This window comes from Sodalinema gerasimenkoae IPPAS B-353 (genome assembly GCF_009846485.1).
In the GTDB taxonomy this organism is placed as follows: domain Bacteria; phylum Cyanobacteriota; class Cyanobacteriia; order Cyanobacteriales; family Geitlerinemataceae; genus Sodalinema; species Sodalinema gerasimenkoae.
Genome location: NZ_ML776472.1, coordinates 1,412,825 through 1,427,820, shown reverse-complemented (window position 1 = coordinate 1,427,820; position 14,996 = coordinate 1,412,825). Strand labels below are relative to the sequence as shown.

At 54.0% G+C, this 14,996-nt stretch carries 20 protein-coding genes and 1 tRNA gene; 5 read left to right on the top strand and 16 right to left on the bottom strand.

The window, feature by feature from the left end; all coding sequences use genetic code 11:
- Nucleotides 1-93: 93 nt before the first annotated feature.
- Together L855_RS06385 and L855_RS06380 are read left to right on the top strand one after the other, a co-directional pair.
- Nucleotides 94-1,119 (top strand): ABC transporter permease, encoded by a 1,026-nt coding sequence (locus L855_RS06385; protein ID WP_159785648.1) that lies wholly within the window; start codon nt 94-96, stop codon nt 1,117-1,119.
- A gap of 131 nt (nt 1,120-1,250) precedes the next feature.
- On the top strand, nt 1,251-1,493 hold the full coding sequence (locus L855_RS06380) for a hypothetical protein (protein ID WP_159785645.1): 243 nt from the start codon (nt 1,251-1,253) through the stop codon (nt 1,491-1,493).
- Here the strand turns inward: L855_RS06380 and lepB are convergent.
- The 5 genes from lepB to L855_RS06355 all read right to left on the bottom strand — a co-directional run bounded on the left by lepB (nt 1,440) and on the right by L855_RS06355 (nt 6,898).
- Nucleotides 1,440-2,060, bottom strand: coding sequence for a signal peptidase I (gene lepB, locus L855_RS06375; RefSeq protein WP_159785642.1), 621 nt, complete (start codon nt 2,058-2,060; stop codon nt 1,440-1,442). The genes L855_RS06380 and lepB overlap by 54 nt on opposite strands.
- Nucleotides 2,061-2,263: 203 nt before the next feature.
- A complete protein-coding gene (locus L855_RS06370) occupies nt 2,264-3,088 on the bottom strand; it encodes an alpha/beta hydrolase family protein (protein ID WP_159785639.1) in 825 nt (274 codons plus the stop codon).
- A gap of 12 nt (nt 3,089-3,100) precedes the next feature.
- A complete protein-coding gene (locus L855_RS06365) occupies nt 3,101-3,346 on the bottom strand; it encodes a ferredoxin-thioredoxin reductase variable chain (RefSeq protein ID WP_425500559.1) in 246 nt (81 codons plus the stop codon).
- 140 nt (nt 3,347-3,486) lie between these two features.
- Nucleotides 3,487-4,062 carry a Crp/Fnr family transcriptional regulator gene (locus L855_RS06360; RefSeq protein WP_159785636.1) on the bottom strand — a complete coding sequence of 192 codons (576 nt, stop codon included), beginning with the start codon at nt 4,060-4,062 and terminating at the stop codon, nt 3,487-3,489.
- A gap of 322 nt (nt 4,063-4,384) precedes the next feature.
- The gene (locus L855_RS06355; protein WP_159785633.1) at nt 4,385-6,898 is read right to left on the bottom strand and encodes a glycosyltransferase family 39 protein; all 2,514 of its coding nucleotides are present in this window, start codon (nt 6,896-6,898) and stop codon (nt 4,385-4,387) included.
- 78 nt (nt 6,899-6,976) lie between these two features.
- Between L855_RS06355 and L855_RS06350 the strand changes: the two genes are divergently transcribed.
- From L855_RS06350 to L855_RS06340, 3 genes are all read left to right on the top strand, one after another.
- Nucleotides 6,977-7,432: a PPC domain-containing protein gene (locus L855_RS06350; protein ID WP_159785630.1), complete on the top strand. Its 456-nt coding sequence runs from the start codon at nt 6,977-6,979 to the stop codon at nt 7,430-7,432.
- Nucleotides 7,433-7,587: 155 nt separating this feature from the next.
- Nucleotides 7,588-7,660, top strand: a tRNA-Phe gene (locus L855_RS06345).
- A gap of 75 nt (nt 7,661-7,735) precedes the next feature.
- The gene (locus tag L855_RS06340; protein ID WP_219729883.1) at nt 7,736-8,875 is read left to right on the top strand and encodes a site-specific integrase; all 1,140 of its coding nucleotides are present in this window, start codon (nt 7,736-7,738) and stop codon (nt 8,873-8,875) included.
- On the opposite strand, the gene L855_RS06335 is transcribed toward L855_RS06340, so the two are convergent.
- The 11 genes from L855_RS06335 to L855_RS06290 all read right to left on the bottom strand — a co-directional run bounded on the left by L855_RS06335 (nt 8,872) and on the right by L855_RS06290 (nt 14,992).
- Nucleotides 8,872-9,159, bottom strand: coding sequence for a hypothetical protein (locus L855_RS06335; RefSeq protein WP_159785628.1), 288 nt, complete (start codon nt 9,157-9,159; stop codon nt 8,872-8,874). The genes L855_RS06340 and L855_RS06335 overlap by 4 nt on opposite strands.
- A 2-nt stretch (nt 9,160-9,161) precedes the next feature.
- Nucleotides 9,162-9,755: a 3'-5' exonuclease family protein gene (locus L855_RS06330; RefSeq protein ID WP_159785625.1), complete on the bottom strand. Its 594-nt coding sequence runs from the start codon at nt 9,753-9,755 to the stop codon at nt 9,162-9,164.
- A 36-nt stretch (nt 9,756-9,791) separates the two neighbouring features.
- A complete protein-coding gene (locus L855_RS06325; protein ID WP_219729882.1) occupies nt 9,792-10,358 on the bottom strand; it encodes an ASCH domain-containing protein in 567 nt (188 codons plus the stop codon).
- 2 nt (nt 10,359-10,360) lie between these two features.
- The gene (locus tag L855_RS06320) at nt 10,361-11,689 is read right to left on the bottom strand and encodes a hypothetical protein (RefSeq protein WP_159785619.1); all 1,329 of its coding nucleotides are present in this window, start codon (nt 11,687-11,689) and stop codon (nt 10,361-10,363) included.
- Nucleotides 11,689-11,832: a hypothetical protein gene (locus L855_RS06315; RefSeq protein WP_159785616.1), complete on the bottom strand. Its 144-nt coding sequence runs from the start codon at nt 11,830-11,832 to the stop codon at nt 11,689-11,691. The genes L855_RS06320 and L855_RS06315 overlap by 1 nt, the downstream gene beginning before the upstream one ends.
- A 180-nt stretch (nt 11,833-12,012) precedes the next feature.
- A complete protein-coding gene (locus L855_RS06310) occupies nt 12,013-12,399 on the bottom strand; it encodes a hypothetical protein (RefSeq protein ID WP_159785613.1) in 387 nt (128 codons plus the stop codon).
- An 8-nt stretch (nt 12,400-12,407) separates the two neighbouring features.
- A complete protein-coding gene (locus tag L855_RS06305) occupies nt 12,408-12,728 on the bottom strand; it encodes a CRISPR-associated protein Csx3 (protein WP_159785610.1) in 321 nt (106 codons plus the stop codon).
- Between the two features lie 56 nt (nt 12,729-12,784).
- On the bottom strand, nt 12,785-12,931 hold the full coding sequence (locus L855_RS21400) for a hypothetical protein (protein ID WP_219729881.1): 147 nt from the start codon (nt 12,929-12,931) through the stop codon (nt 12,785-12,787).
- A complete protein-coding gene (locus L855_RS06300) occupies nt 12,921-13,610 on the bottom strand; it encodes a hypothetical protein (RefSeq protein ID WP_159785607.1) in 690 nt (229 codons plus the stop codon). Before L855_RS06300 ends, L855_RS21400 begins: the two co-directional genes overlap by 11 nt.
- Before the next feature lie 735 nt (nt 13,611-14,345).
- Nucleotides 14,346-14,558 (bottom strand): hypothetical protein, encoded by a 213-nt coding sequence (locus L855_RS06295; RefSeq protein ID WP_159785604.1) that lies wholly within the window; start codon nt 14,556-14,558, stop codon nt 14,346-14,348.
- 65 nt (nt 14,559-14,623) lie between these two features.
- A complete protein-coding gene (locus L855_RS06290; protein ID WP_159785601.1) occupies nt 14,624-14,992 on the bottom strand; it encodes a hypothetical protein in 369 nt (122 codons plus the stop codon).
- Nucleotides 14,993-14,996 lie beyond the last annotated feature (4 nt).

Here is a 14,996-nt window from a genome sequence, read left to right as displayed (position 1 = left end):
GCAACACTCGACACCTGCACAAGATATCATTTCGTCTTAATTCGATTGTAAGATAGGAGACGATTTGAGACTGTCCTTACTCCCAAACTCCTTGTGTCCCGTTCTCGCGCCCTACAAGCTTACGTTTTAACACGACTGCTCCTCGCGCCGCTGATGCTCTGGACCATCGCCACCGGTGTCTTTCTGCTGATGCGGGCTACCCCCGGCGACCCCGTCGATGCCATTCTTGGCCCCCGGGCCCCAGAAGCCTTCAAAGAGGAGTTGCGATCGCAATTAGGATTATCCGGGTCCCTACTCGACCAATATCTCACCTATCTCGGCTCCCTCCTCCGTCTCGATTTAGGGGAATCCGCCGCCCGTCGCGGACTCTCCGTCTGGGAAATTATCCGTGACTTCTTCCCAGCCACCGCCGAGTTAGCCATCGCCAGTATGCTGATCGCCGTCGTCATTGGCTTTGCGGTGGGAATGCTGGCAGCCTCGCGTCCTAATACCCCCTGGGATGCCGGTGGACGGCTGTTTGGCATCCTTACCTACTCGGTTCCCGTTTTCTGGATGGGGATGGTCTTACAGCTTATTTTCTCGGTGCAATTGGGTTGGTTTCCTCTGGGAACCCGCTTCCCCCTTGGCGTTCCGACCCCCAACCCCATCACCGGACTGTATCTGCTCGATAGTCTCCTGGCCCTAAACCCCCAACAGTTTTTTGCGGCCCTCTATCATCTCGCCCTCCCCAGTCTTACTCTGGGGATTCTCCTGAGCGGTATCTTTGAACGGGTGGTGCGAGTTAACCTCAAACAAACCCTAAAGAGTGATTACGTCGAAGCCGCCCGGGCCCGAGGGATTCCCGAACGACGGATTCTCCTGGCCCACGCCCTCAAGAATGCCCTCATTCCCACCATCTCCGTTTTAGGCTTAACCTTTGCGGCCCTACTCAGTGGGGCAATTCTCACGGAAGTGACCTTCTCTTGGCCAGGCCTGGCCAGTCGTCTCTACGAAGCCATTTCCGCCCGCGATTACCCCGCCGTCCAAGGATTAGTGGTCTTCTTTGGGGCGATCGTGGTCGGCATCAGCATTATGATTGATATCCTAAACGCCTGGATTGACCCCCGTGTCCGCTATTAAGTTTAGAGTCACACAAGTCACACAAAATAAGACATCAAGTGACGCCCAACCCCCCATGTCCAGAGGTATGCTAATTTTTCCTTCGCACGCGTCCTAACTGAATTGTCCATTACTTTCTTGAATTTCCCCCAATGCAGACCTTCTTAAACTGGCTAAACACCCTCTTAGTGGTGAACTTCTTTTTTGTTCTGAGTAGTTTACTCTGGTTAGCCCTAGCCGTTGTCGGTCGAGGAACCGGACTTTCCCTAGGCTTAGACCTCTGGTATCGTCTCTGGGAACCAGTGTTTACCCCCGCCATTGGTCTTCTGATGGGGGGAGCGTTATTGACTGGGGCGATCGCCCAAATTAACAAACGCCTCAACCGAGGGAGCTAATCCCCCCAGACGGTCAACGGGCCAAAACCGAATCGCCGCCCGTCCAATGACATTCTCAATGGGCAGAAAGCCCCAAATATGGGAGTCATTACTGTTGTTGCGGTTATCTCCCATCACCATGAGGCGGTCAGGAGGAATGGTCGCGGGCCCCCACTGATATCGGGGAGGTTCAGCGATATAGGGTTCAACCTGAAGTTCCCCGTTGAGATACAGCCGTCCATTGACCACGTACACAGTATCCCCAGACCGGGCAATCACCCGTTTAATGAAGGCTTGATCTCGTTGATAGCCCTGTCGTTGAAGTTGCTCAGGGGGACTAAAAACAATCACATCGCCCCGTTGGGGTGGGTGGAGGTAATAGGAGACTTTCTCAACCAAAAGGCGATCGCCCTGTTCTAAGGTGGGCAACATGGAATCCGAGGGGATATAACGGGGTTCCGCCACAAAAGTTCGTAACAACAGGGCAATCACCAGGGCGATGATAATCAGACGGATATTTTCCCCTTGCGATCGCCACCAAGGCGTGGAGGGGGAAGATTCGGGACGATCATCAGGATTGGCGGTCATTTCCAGGGGTCAGACAGTTGCAATTTCTCTCTAGAAGTCTATCATGGTCATCTCAAGAGGGCGATCGCCCAACCCAGATCAAGACCCCGCTCACGGAGTTCCCACACAGGCATAGACCCAGTCATTAGCCGGTCCCTTCTATCGCCCATTGCCTATTGCCTATTGCCTACTGCCTACTGCCTACTGCCTAGATTCTGGCGATTCTACAACTCTCCTTGCAAAGAGACAACGGGATCGCTTGTCCCTAACATTTGCTGGAGATAGGCTCGGGCGATCGCATCTTCGAGAACCCAGGCCCGCAGAAACACCCCACTCCAACGAGCTAGATTCTCTAGGGCAATCTCTTGAGGAATATCCGGTAAGCGGGGATCTAAGGGAGCTTGAGGGGGATTATTGACATTGGTAATACCATAGTGATTGGCCCCCTCCACCTCTAAATACAGTTTAGGAGGATTCTGCAATCGCTCATAGGTGTCTCGCACCTCCGCCGCTGGCATGAGACTATCGCGACTCCCTACCATCAAAGCCATGGGCAAATCATGGTGATTGAGCGGGCGATCGCCGATAAACTCCACATCCAAGACACTGCCATAAAACACAGCCGCCTTCAACTGAGAGGGCAAACTGTAATCCCCTGACATCAGGGAGACCGCCGAAGCATTCACCACCGCATCCAGGCCCACAATTCCCCCTTGAGAATGACCCAGTAGAGCAACCCGCTCACTATCAACCCGTTGGAACAACGGCGAATCAACGCGATTACCCTCACGGCGTAAGGTCGCCTGCAAGTCCTCAAATAAGCCAGTCGAGGCAAATAACTCGTCTCGCCGAGGTAACCGAGTGATAGGATCGGGCAGAGCCACCACAAAACCATACTGTGCCAAACGTTGGGCATAGTAGGAATAGTGACTCGGAGCTACGTTTAACCCCTTCAGGAAGACGGCTAAAGCTAAGGGTCGGTCACTGGCGGCGGGGTAATGCAGGGTGACCGTCATTCCGCCAACACTCTGACTGGTCAAAGGGGACATGAGGCTCGGGGGTTATTGGGCGATCGCCTCGACTTCGTCGGGGCGAAAATGGGCCCTCAACTTCTTCTTACCCACCTTAAACACCACTTGAACCGGAAGATTGGCACTAATCGGCTTTCCGTCTAATTCTTCGATGAGGTTCAAGACCTCGCCCTCACTCCCTTTCATGTCAAATGGTTCGTTGCGATGTTCGGGGTGATGATAGACAATAACAGATTCTTTGACGCGGACTCGACTGCCGACTTCAATCGTTGACATGTGTTTGCTCTATAGTTCCCAACAAAAACGACGGACGATTTTATCATACGACTTACCGACCGCACGTTATGTATCTTGCCATAGAAGCTGTACGAGACAAAGCATCGGGGCAGTTTCGGCGACCCAAGCCGCCTAGGAACTCACGAAGGGAAGCTCTCATGGCTCAGATGCCAACACTCGCGTCTACGTTGCATCAGACCCTCTTCTTCGAGTTGACCAAGGGTGCGCGTGACCGTCACCCGAGAGGTTCCTAGGATTTCGGCGATCGCCCGATGGGAGAGTTTCAGCTCAATCACACGACCCTCGCCATGAGCATGACCAAATTTATAAGACAACCAGTGCAAAAACGCCAAAAGGCGATCGCGGATGCGTTCCTGACGGATAATCGCCAGAAGCTGTTGGGATTCTTGAGCATGATCAATCAGTTGTTCCGTCAGATGTCTCCAGTGAGAGCGGGGGATAGCCTGCACCTGGACTGGAGTGAGACATTCAATTTCATAGGGATGTACCCGAGACAGGGCCAGGCCCACCACATCCCCAACAGTCCATAAGCCTAAACTAATCGGTGTTCCAGCATCATTCCAGGTCACAGTCCGCACAACCCCCTTGGTGATCTTCCAGAGTGTATCCACCTCAGAGGGGATAAAACTCCGCTGGGGGAAGCGACGCAGGGTAATGGGAGACAGAGCAATCGGAGGATCTTGAGTAGCAAACACGGCAATTTTCCAAACGCAGAATAGGAACAGAACCCGAGTAAGAAAGTGGGGACAGAGAGTCAAATCCATCCCCAGACCATGACATAAGAGGTTCGAGAGTCAAATTTGTAATTACAAATCATTGTCAATTACGAGCTAATCATAGCTAATTCGCTCGGCTATTGCAACTAAATCTCAATAAACAACCTCAATGATGATGATCGGGGTATTCCCCAAGACGCAAAACCAACAAAATCAAAGTCACATCAAGTATGACAATAAAAACATCAAGATAGCCACTCTTTGGTGTTTTCAAGACTTAAAAATGTCCAGGTTCAAACATCTAAGACGAACTAATCACCTGCAACCCAGAGGGCAACTCCCGAACCGCTCGCCAGAGATTCCCCCCCATGAGCGAGGCTACCCCATCGAGGAACTGCCATTCTGGGATATCTTGAGGTAACTGTTGCCCTTGGGCGATCGCCTCCTGAGCCGCCCAGGGATGTAAATCCAACAGATTGACCACTGCCAGATACGCATAGGCATAAGGATTCTGGGTATCCACCGTCACAACCCGTTCAAAGGCATCAATGGCCCGGTCTGCCCGTTTATTAAGAATCCAAGCCAACGCCACCGTATAGGCCCAATCCGCCCGCTGAGGCTGTTGTTGCAACCGAGCCTCCAGGGACTCAATCGCCACATCAAGATAATCCTGAACCGGGTCATACTGATTAACCCGAGAAATCTCAGCAAACATCTCATCAAAACCATCAATCCCTTGAGGAAGCACCTGAGCAAACTGCCGCAGTTGGGTCACCAAATCCAATTCCGGAGCCTCAACCACCTCAGCATTGGGGTCAACCGTCAGCTGCACCTCAGGACTCTCAATCGCCTCAATCGCCCCCGTCTCTGGATGCAGCAGTTGCACCGACACCCCATAAGTTCCCGGAGTCAACGTCGCCGGAGGTAACATCGCCAAAGTTTCCGAGACGCGAAAGCGACAGGTCTCTGGATGATTGCGACAGGGAGCCTCTCCAGGAGCCGGATGGTTCATCCATTTCCGTTGGGTGATGGCATGGTCATGAATCCAGAACTCCTCCCCATCCGTCCGTTGCCAGGTCACCAACAGCACGCCATCGCGAATATCCTGCTCGCCGCCTTGCCACTGATAGGTAATCGGAACCGGAGTCCCCGGCACAACCTGCTCAGGAACATTCACCCCCAGCAATTGCAGCGCCTCTGGGGACTGGCCGATGTCCTCCGCCGTGACCGTAATCGGCTGAACCTGGCGGCGATAGAGATTGAGGGTTTCCCCCTGAGGTAAGGGCCATTGCTGCCATACCTCAAAGTCGCCCCCCTCTTCCACCAGAGCCACCGTATCCTGGTAGGCATCAGGGACAGAACCGGGATCTCCCGTCTGCGTCACAAACCAGGAGAGCGATCGCACATCCGCCGCCACATCCTGATGACGAATCCCCACCTGGCGGCCATAGACCTGGAAATTGGCCCGCGCCCCATAATAATTGAGATTATGTTGATTCAGGCTGGGAGTCGACGGCAGCACCCCCAAGGTCGTCCGTAAATAGGGCCGTTCCTCAATCAGACTGGCGATGACCTCCTGATGAGGAAATGGCTCTCCCACATAAACGCGGGATACCGTAGGCATAAACACAGAAATCGGTCGCAGTTGGAACGCCAGCACCAACGCCGTCAGGGTCACAATCCCCCAACGAATCCGCCAACCCCAGGCCATGAGTCCATAGGACAGAATCAGGGAAAGAATCGGCAACATCGGCAGAATATAGCGGGGATTCTTATTGGGGTTGAGGGAGCTAAAGAAATAACTGCCCAACAGAATAATCGCCAGCCAATGGACGGTTCCCGGCCGCAGGGGGGGAGCATTGGGAACCTGAAAAATCGGTTTCATCATCCGTCTGGCTCCCAACAGCAGCAGTCCTGCCAGAGATCCCAACAGCAGCACCCAGGAGATGGGTTCAGGAAGATGAAAGAAATAGTAAGTCCAGGCTTCGAGACTTTGTAGGGAGGGGTCTCCTTGTTCAGACGCGGCGGTAATGGTGGCCCGTTTACTCCCCGTCAGCACTAGCAGCCAATTGGCTCGATACCACCAACCCCAGATGAGAGCCGATCCCACAACGGCGGCCCCCAACTGTAAAAATCGTCCCCATTGTCGCTTCAGCAGTAACGCCGCCAAGGTCCAGAGAATGGGAACCACCAGAAACAGAGCAATGGATTGTTTTAAGAACACCCCCAAGCCTAAGGACAGCCAAAACAGAATCGCCCACCAACTCCGATGCTGTTGGCTATTACGCCAACGGGTTAAACTCCAGAGAATCGTCGAGGTGGCGGCGACCAGGGGATAATCTAAGACATAGTGGAAGCGGAAGGTGACCAGGCCGGGAAACAGGGTGCAGAGTCCAGCAGCCCAGAGACCCACACGCGGGGAGGACAAATGCTGCCCTAAATCGAAGACGGTAAATAGCAGCAGTCCTGTCCAGACGATATAGGGTAAAAAGGCGACGTCGCTGGAGAGTCCAAACAGATTATGGAACGGGGCCGTGATGAGATAAATAAAGGGGGGAATTTTGGAGGACAACAGCCACAGATTGGTCCACCACTCCCCTGAGAACCAATTTGGGGTTTGCAGGGCCCACCAGTAATTGAGGCTCCCGGTGAGATAATCGGCTGTGTCCCAATCCGGGACGCCGCGATCAATGGCCAGCCAGAGGCGATCGATGAGGACGGCGATCGCCCAAAATATCAGTAAGGGAACGCCCCAGGTTTTCCTGAAGGCGGGGAAGATCTGTTGAATCCGGTTCGCTAAGCTGAAGGAGTGCATCCGTCTACAAGTTTTATCAGGAATAATCAGGTCAGGTTGGTATAGTGCAGTAAACGGTTTGTGTTGTGAGGTTTTGTTATGAAGTCTAAGCAGGTTTCTCGGTTAGCGCGGCATCTGGTCACGGTTCCCCTCATTACCTTGAGTTGGGTGATGACGGCCGAAGCCATCGAAAGTCAAAAGAACCTTTATAACCCTACCCGCTTACCGCCCAACGGTGAAGTGTCGGGGGTTCTCTCAGAAAATGATATTCCAACTGGACAGGGAGGGTTTGCCCATGACTATGTGGTGGAGTTAGAGGAAGGGGATCAGATTACCATCGATGTGACCTCTGATAGCTTTGATACCATCGTCTCCCTGCTGACTCCGGATGGCCTCACCATTGGCGAGAATGACGACGGCCCCGATGGAACCACAAACTCACTGCTGTTTATGCGCATTCAGCGATCGGGAACCTATATTATCCGAGTTCGCGCCTTTGGTGCCGGAGGGAGCGGTCCGTTTAACCTCCGGCTGACTCGTCTGCGGCCAATGTAATCCCTCAACTCCCTATCGGTGGGGCAATTTGCTCCACTGGTATCCTCCCTAAACGGGTCTGAGAAATTTCTCCGCTGAGGGGGGTTGCCTTTTAAAAATCGATCTGTTAGGATGTTTAAGCACTGAAAAACACAGACGTTTTTGAGTGGCACCTAGCCGGGATAGCTCAGTCGGTAGAGCAGAGGACTGAAAATCCTCGTGTCGGCGGTTCAAATCCGCCTCCTGGCATTTTTGCCATGCGGAAAATAACCCTCAATCCTTTTCGGGTTGGGGGTTTCGCTTATGTGTCTTTGGGGTTGATTATTGTACGATAATCAGGGTGGGTCTAATCGTTTACAGAAACTAGGCTGGAATTTAGGCGTGGATATTCAAGGCAAAATCAATCAGGCTAACGGGCGGCTCAAGGCTGGAAAAATTCCGATCAGAATTGGGCGCTCTGGCGATCGCCTTTGGCTCCGGGCCACCCTACCCCCCAAGCCAGGCTCGACCACACCCCATCGCCACCAGCAGAGAATTTATCTGGGAGTGCCGGCGACGGCGGCGGGACTGAAGCGAGCAGAAGCTGAGGCAAGGGCGATCGCATCCGCACTCACCCTAGATAAGTTCGACTGGGCTGACTACGGCCACGCACCCCGAACCGCGACGGTCTCTGATGCGATCGCAGCATTTGAGCAAGATTATTTCAGCCGCCGGCGACGCACGGCGAAATCCGAGCTAACCTTCCGGACGGACTATCAGGCGATTTTCCGAAAGCTCCCTCACAACCGCCCCTTATCACCAGAACTACTGAAACAGACCGCGTTGGCGACAGAGCCAGACACAAAAACTCGACGGCGGGCTTGTATGGCGTTAGGGGCGCTAGCGAAATTCTCAGGACTGGACTGCGACCTTTCCCCACTGGCGGGCCAATATTCTCCCCGGCGAGTGCAACCTCGGAACCTCCCCCCTGATACTCTGATTGCTGAGTGGCGCGATCGCATCCAGTCCCCAGAGTGGCAGTGGGCGTATGGGGCGATCGCCACTTTCGGGCTACGGCCGCACGAGGTATTTCTAATTGAGGCGATCGACGGCGGAATCTGCACTCTGACCGGAGGCAAGACCGGCCCACGAAAAGTATGGGCGCTTTATCCCGAGTGGGGCGATGGCTGGGGCTTGGCACAGAAAAACCCGCCCCAGTGCAGCGGGCGGGATAACGGTGATTTTGGTCACAGGGTCTCCCAGTTTTTCCGTAGGCTCGACTGCCCATTCCGAGCCTATGACTTAAGGCATTGCTGGGCAAGGCGGGCGATTGAGTTTGGGCTAGATATCTCCTTGGCAGCCGCGCAGCTTGGCCACTCAGTAAAAATCCACGCTGATTTGTATCAAGCGTGGATCGGGGATGATGTGCATCAGCGGGCCTATCGGATTTGTCTGGGGAACCCTAATCGGCCGCCGGCACCTTAGCGATCGCCCCAGCGGAAATAAATATTTTCGCTCCAGCCATGGGCTTTGGGCTGGCGTTCAATATGGATGAGTTGGAGCTTGTTTAGATGCCTCAGGTAGATCTTCAGGGTGTTTTCGTTCAGCCCGGTTAACCTAACCAGTTGTTCGATGCTTTTGCCTTGAGCGTCGATCGCCAGAAGGACGTTGACGCTCGTGTGAATTGAGCGGTGGGCGTAGAGGGGCTTTTCTAGCCGCTCAATCAGGAATCGCCCTGATTCCAAGATATCAAATCGAATTTCAGCCATTTTCAGTATTGGTAAGGGGCCAGGGGGCGGACAGAAAGGCGTTGCCCTGAGTTGGGGTTAACCAAGGCGCCATCGAGCGCCAGCCGCAAGACTTCTCGCTCGATACGCACATCATTCTGGCAATAACGGCGCACCTTCTCTTTCTCGCCAAGCTGCCACCATTGGGGCGCTAGCGTTCCGCTCCCAGTTTTCGTTAGTCCGTTCGCTCGGCAAATGGGATCTAGGGCGTATGAATGCCCTTCTGGCTGGTCTTGGTAGTCGAATGAGCCGTAGGCGGCCAGTCGGGACTCAAAGAGAATGTCGTAGGTGGTTTTGGCTTCGACTCCATTAGCGGCGAGCAAGTGATCATCGAAGTTGACGGAATTGAAGCCCGATACGATGTCGGCGGCGTTGATAGCTTCAATGAAGCTGGACCGGGCTACATCGTCAGTCCAATCAAAGACGGTGGGGTCTTCATCATCAAGCCACCCATAGGCAGCTACTGAGATACCCATATTCTGGAAATCTCGCCAGCCTTCGCAGTAGTCGAAGTCCGAGAAGCGGACTTTGCTGGGGATGCAGCGGATGATTTCGAGATCATAAATTAGAGTTTTCATTGTTATTCCTGGTTGGTGGAGTCCCTGTTAGGGATTCTAAAATAATTTCAACTGCCTCGGTGCTTCCTCCGGTTGCTCGCCAGCCAGAGCCAGTGCCAGGATTTCGCAGCCTTCGGGTCCAGCAGCGGCGTCCTTCTCGCACTGCTCGCAGTAGCGAGAAGTAAACGCATATCCATCGGCGCTGTTACTGGGGAGGTAGGGTTTGGTTTGCGGGCTGAAAACCCAGATTTTCTGCTGCCCACGGGCCGGGATTGGTTGTTGTAGCTTCTGCGGGTTAGCCCAGACCCACTTGTAGTATTGGGCGCCCATGGCCCAGAAAGAGTCGAAATTGCGGGTTACTTTGGTGATCTGGACTTTTCCCAGTATCTGCCCAGTTGGGAAGTCTGTCGGGTCAAAGTCGAGGCCCAACCGATTCCCCACGACGATCGCACCCACTTGGTCCCACGACTTGCCCGCGTGAATCCAGACTTCTTTAATGCTTGGGGGCTGCCAAGTCCTGTTTTCGCAGTCTTTGATAGGTAGGTTTTTCCACCCTAGTGTCAAGGAAGCCCAGGGCTGTTTGAGCGTAAGGCAGCTTATTTGGTGTTGCGGTTCTCGAAGCATTTTTAATCTCCTAAATTTAGTGAGTCCCACAGGGCTTGGCCCTGCTTATACTTACGCCCATCAAGCCCCCAAATCTCTTTAATAATCCGAGATTTGGAATACCCAGAAGCGAGAAGTTTTTGAGCTTGGTTCCGTAGCCGATCTTCGTCGGTTCCGGGTGGTTCCGGGGGTTCCGCGTAACCGGTTCCGGGCGGTTCCGGTGCAGGCTGAAACCGTTGGTATCCCGTCGGTTCCGGGTGGTTCCGCGTAACCGGTTCCGGGGTTCCCTGGGAACCGAGCGGGAACCGAGCGGGAACTTGTGGGAACTGAGCCGGGAACCACTCAACCAGGCATGGGAATTGCTGATTTTGGAGCCATTCTAATTGCTCTTGGGGAAGGGATAGTTTGCTGGAATGCTTGATGGCAAAATCTCCCAGTCGAACATAGGAAAGACAGGACCGAACGGCTCCTCGCCCCTTGATTTTTAGCGACGCAACATCATCGCTCTGGAGAAGTAAAATTAGGCGGATTTTCACCTTGCGGGCTTCCCTGAGAAGGGAAATCAAAGGGCGGCCAAGCTCGGGGGCTTCGTCTAGTGCGGCCAGGGCTTCGTCCCAGATCAGGTTGATAAAACCGTAGGATTCATCCCCTTTTTCCCGCAGTTGGTATCGCCGATCGCACTCCTCCAGAAGCGCTTCAATAACCTGGACAACGCTAGGCGGCTCTTGCACCCAACCCGACTCAACATCAATCCAGCTTAGGGGCGAATCGTCTCCATTGCTGTAGTTGCGTCCGGCGCAAAATACGGGAATTCCGGGGAAATCGCCCGGCTTCCAGTGGGGGGCGATCGCAAAAACCGCGCCCTCCAACTGATGGGCCAGTGCCTCCGCCAACGTGGATTTGCCATCCCCAGTGGCTCCGATGATCGCAATGTGGGCATAGCGATCAGGGTTGGTGTCAAATCGTCGCCAGTCGAATAGCGAGGGGGAGGGCGCGATCGCCTCAGCGGTACTGGGAGGCAGGGCGGTATTTTGCGCCGGGCGCTGCGGGGGCTGAAAAGCTGCGGCGAAATCAGCCTCGGCGGCGGCTTGGGCAAATTCTAGGCGCTTCTCCTCAAGAATCTGGCGATAGGCGGCCCGCTTATATTGCCCGTAGTAGTCGGTCAGGGCGATCGCATTTCCCACAATCCCTAAGAAAGTGAGCGCCGGTCGCCATGGCGAACGGAGGGGCAGAAAAATTGCCGAGCCGATGATCAGCGCAGCGCCAGAAATAGAAAGCGTGGCGGCCATTAATTCCTCCTGCCAGGATTCCGGCTCAGGGTCCAGGAAGGATTTAAGGTGTTCGCTGCTCATCACTCCCACCCCCACGGGAACTGGTAGGCCAGGATTAGTCCAATAATCCAGAGGGCGAGGAAGGCGATCGCCTGAAGCTTCCACTGGGCGAATTGCTCCTCAAAGAATGGCAGAGCGGCCAGGGCGATCACAGCGAGAGACAAAGTTCCGACTATCCAGTTGGCTCCGGGAAACCACAAACCCAATTGAGCCGTGAGAGATAGTGTGCCAACAAACAGGCAGGTGAAGCTGAAATATTGCATAATAGAAGCGCCGGTGAGAAGGCGATGAGCTGAACCAGAGGCGGGGATAGTTGGTGCTATCCCCGCATTCTTTTTGGGAATCTAGGCTTTAGGGAAGAAAGCCTGTAGCAGCCCCTGGAGGATCTGGGGCTTCCGGCGGGCTTGGTTTAGGCGGTGGCCATAGACTGCCCGAGTTCCCTCAACGGCCGCCTGAGATTCGGCGATCGTGAGTTCCGCCTTAGCAGCCTTTGGGCTGTAGTTTTTAGCCCACGCGGTTTTTATCCGCGCGTTGTACTCCTCAAGATCTCCCAAGTCTTTGGTGGCCTCCTCCGTCGAGGTGACCACATCTGCTGCCAATTCCTTGACTGCTTTGATTCCGTGAGCATCGGCGGGGGACAGGGCTTGCCCGTATTGGTAGCCAGTCTGGGAGAGGATTTCCCCGGCATTGTTGCCAGGAGTCGAGTTATTACTGAAATTCAAAAATCCCATTTGTTTGTTTAGATAACTTTTCCGAGGGGGTATTGCCGGTCATGGGTCACCACGATGACGAACCCATTGAGTTTGGGGTCAAAGACCCCCAAGGCCTTGTGGTAGTGCGACAGATGATGAGCCAAAACATAGCTCACGGGCAGTGACGCCTTGCCGGTGATTAGCCCGATCGTGCCATAGGCCGGTGGAAGGCTATGCGTCGCCTTTGAGATGATTGGCACCAACTCCGCATTAGTGGCCGGCTCTTCCCCAAAAGCGGTGGTGTAGATCACCGCGTCGCCAGTCCGGGTCGTTTCGATTTTGTATGTATCGTGGTCGAGAATTTGCATTGTTCTAATTTGTAGGTTTGCGTGGAGTCTTTGGGGCGCTGCCATTCCCGGCGATGCTATCGCTGGAGGTATTCCACCGCGTCGCGATAGCCGCGATATTCTGCTCGGAGTGTTTCCAGGTGTAAGGCAAAGCTGAGGCCCGCCCCCAGCCCGAGAGTCACAACAACTCCCCAAAGGAAAGCCCGATCGCTGTTATTCGTCATCGCCGGCGGCCTCCTCAGCTTTCAGTTGAGCCGCCAGAGCCTGAGCTAAGGCTGAGTCGTAGGACTGGGTGTAAAGGGCGGCATCTTCCATTGCGTCTGCCTGCCCCTGCCGGATCAGCAGATTCTGTTTGAGCCGCCGATTCCGAGCCAATCGGATTTTGGATTGGTGGTTAAATTGGGCCGACCGCTCCAGTCCCGCCTGGGCTTTCCCCTCCAGATGTTGGAGAGCAAGGGCGATCGCCTCTTCTCGCTGAAAATCGCAGTCTTCAATTTGGATCGCCTCAATTTCCTCTGGCTCTTCAAAATGTCCAGAGAATCGAGCCAGGGAATGGATGGGGTTATTTTCCAAGACTTGGAACTCGTAGGCAGAGGCCCCCAGTTCCTGGAATTGCTGAAGCTGGATTTGGCCCCAAGAGCTAACCAGGTTGTCTGGAGTGGTTAGGTCGCCCGCTTCTTTCCGAGGCTCCCAGATTTCCCGGATTTGTTTAAGCCACTTTCCAATAGCGGCCGAGGTGACGCCATAGTGTTTGCCGATTTCGACACGAGTGGCAGGTTTAATCTCGTTTAATGCAGGTTTGGTCGTGGTTTCGCCGCCGTTGAAGTGGACGACATTTGAGGTTGAATCTGACTTGTCTTGAGGTTTGGGCGTGTCCCATTCCTCTGCTGGCAAGGGTCGCATAGATTTAGCTCCTGTTAGGTTTGCGTTGAACTGACTGTGACTTAGGTTTAATTCAAGGTTTGCTTAAACGTTTCGTTAAACTCCCTCCTTATCCCAGGGCATTCGAGGTGGCTTCCAATTCCCCGATCGGGCCACTACTTTTAACTGAGAGTGGGAGAAGCTGATGGGGCGAGGGCGCCCTGATGTCATCCACTCTGCCCTAGGGTCGAATTTTCCTCGTCCTGGGAACTCGACCTCGACTGAATAGTCCCTGACGCTGACCACCGAGCCAGACCAATTAAGGTAGGGGCTGTGAGGGTCAACGACGGTGACGGAATCTCGAAATCGAATCATCCCTCTATATCCCCTAGGGTTTGCATGATTCGAGACAGCTCCCGAACCAAAGCCCGGTCTGCGTAACTCCGGTTGATCGCTGGGATATTGATCACCCGGACTGCCTCCTTAATCGTCGCCTCCGAACAAAGCCCGTAGGATTGGGCGCGGCGTAGCTGATTAACTATCGTGACTTGCGCTTGGATCGGCATCGCGGCCGGTCGAGTGGTGGTGTATTTAGCCATGTTTCAGTGTTGGTGATGTGGATTTGGTAGGTCGGGCGGTAGCTTGCTGGATTCTGCACCTCTCTGTAATGCTTGCCGTGGATTAGGTGGCCCTGTCTTATTAGTCTCCTTAATGTTTGGGCTGGAATTTGAAGTTGCTGGGCCGCTGCCGTGGTGGGCAGCCAGCCCTGTTTTTTGCTCAAGCTACACCTCCTAGATAGGAGGCTTCAATCAGCCTCTTGGCGGCGGCTCTCCAGGCGGTTTGGAACTCGGCGGCATCCTCGCCGCCGAGGGTTATCGAGTTTCCAAAAAGGAAAATCTCGACCCAATCCTGCTCCGGATCAAAAACCGCATAGTCGATGCGATCCAGATTGATCGTGATTAGCCCATCACGGGTTCTGAATAGTGTCATAAGCAAGAAAAAAAAAGGGGCCGTAGCCCCTGACATCATCAGTTAAGTAGGGAGCGATAAAAACGTTATTTGGTTGTGCTAGGCGTTTCCTCCTTGGGGGTTTCCCGTTGCTGTACGGGCCACTTTGAAAAGCAGACATAATAGATGGCGATCCACTGGCAAGCCGTCAATAAAATTGAGGCTGCCCCCAGTAGTTCAATGAACTCTCCAAATCCAAAGAGAAGGATTGGCACTGGGGCAAAGAGCGTGGGCCAGTAAATTGCTCGGATTAAAAGCTTTTTCTTGCTTCCTCGGTAGCCAGCCTTTGTTACAATTCGGCTCCAAGGTAATCCCCAAAACAGATAGCTAAATAGCCACCAGCCGAGGACAAATCCAATGAGCGCGGCCACTAACTCCAGTAGTCCGCCGAAATAAGCGAGAATAGGCTCAAGCATTTAT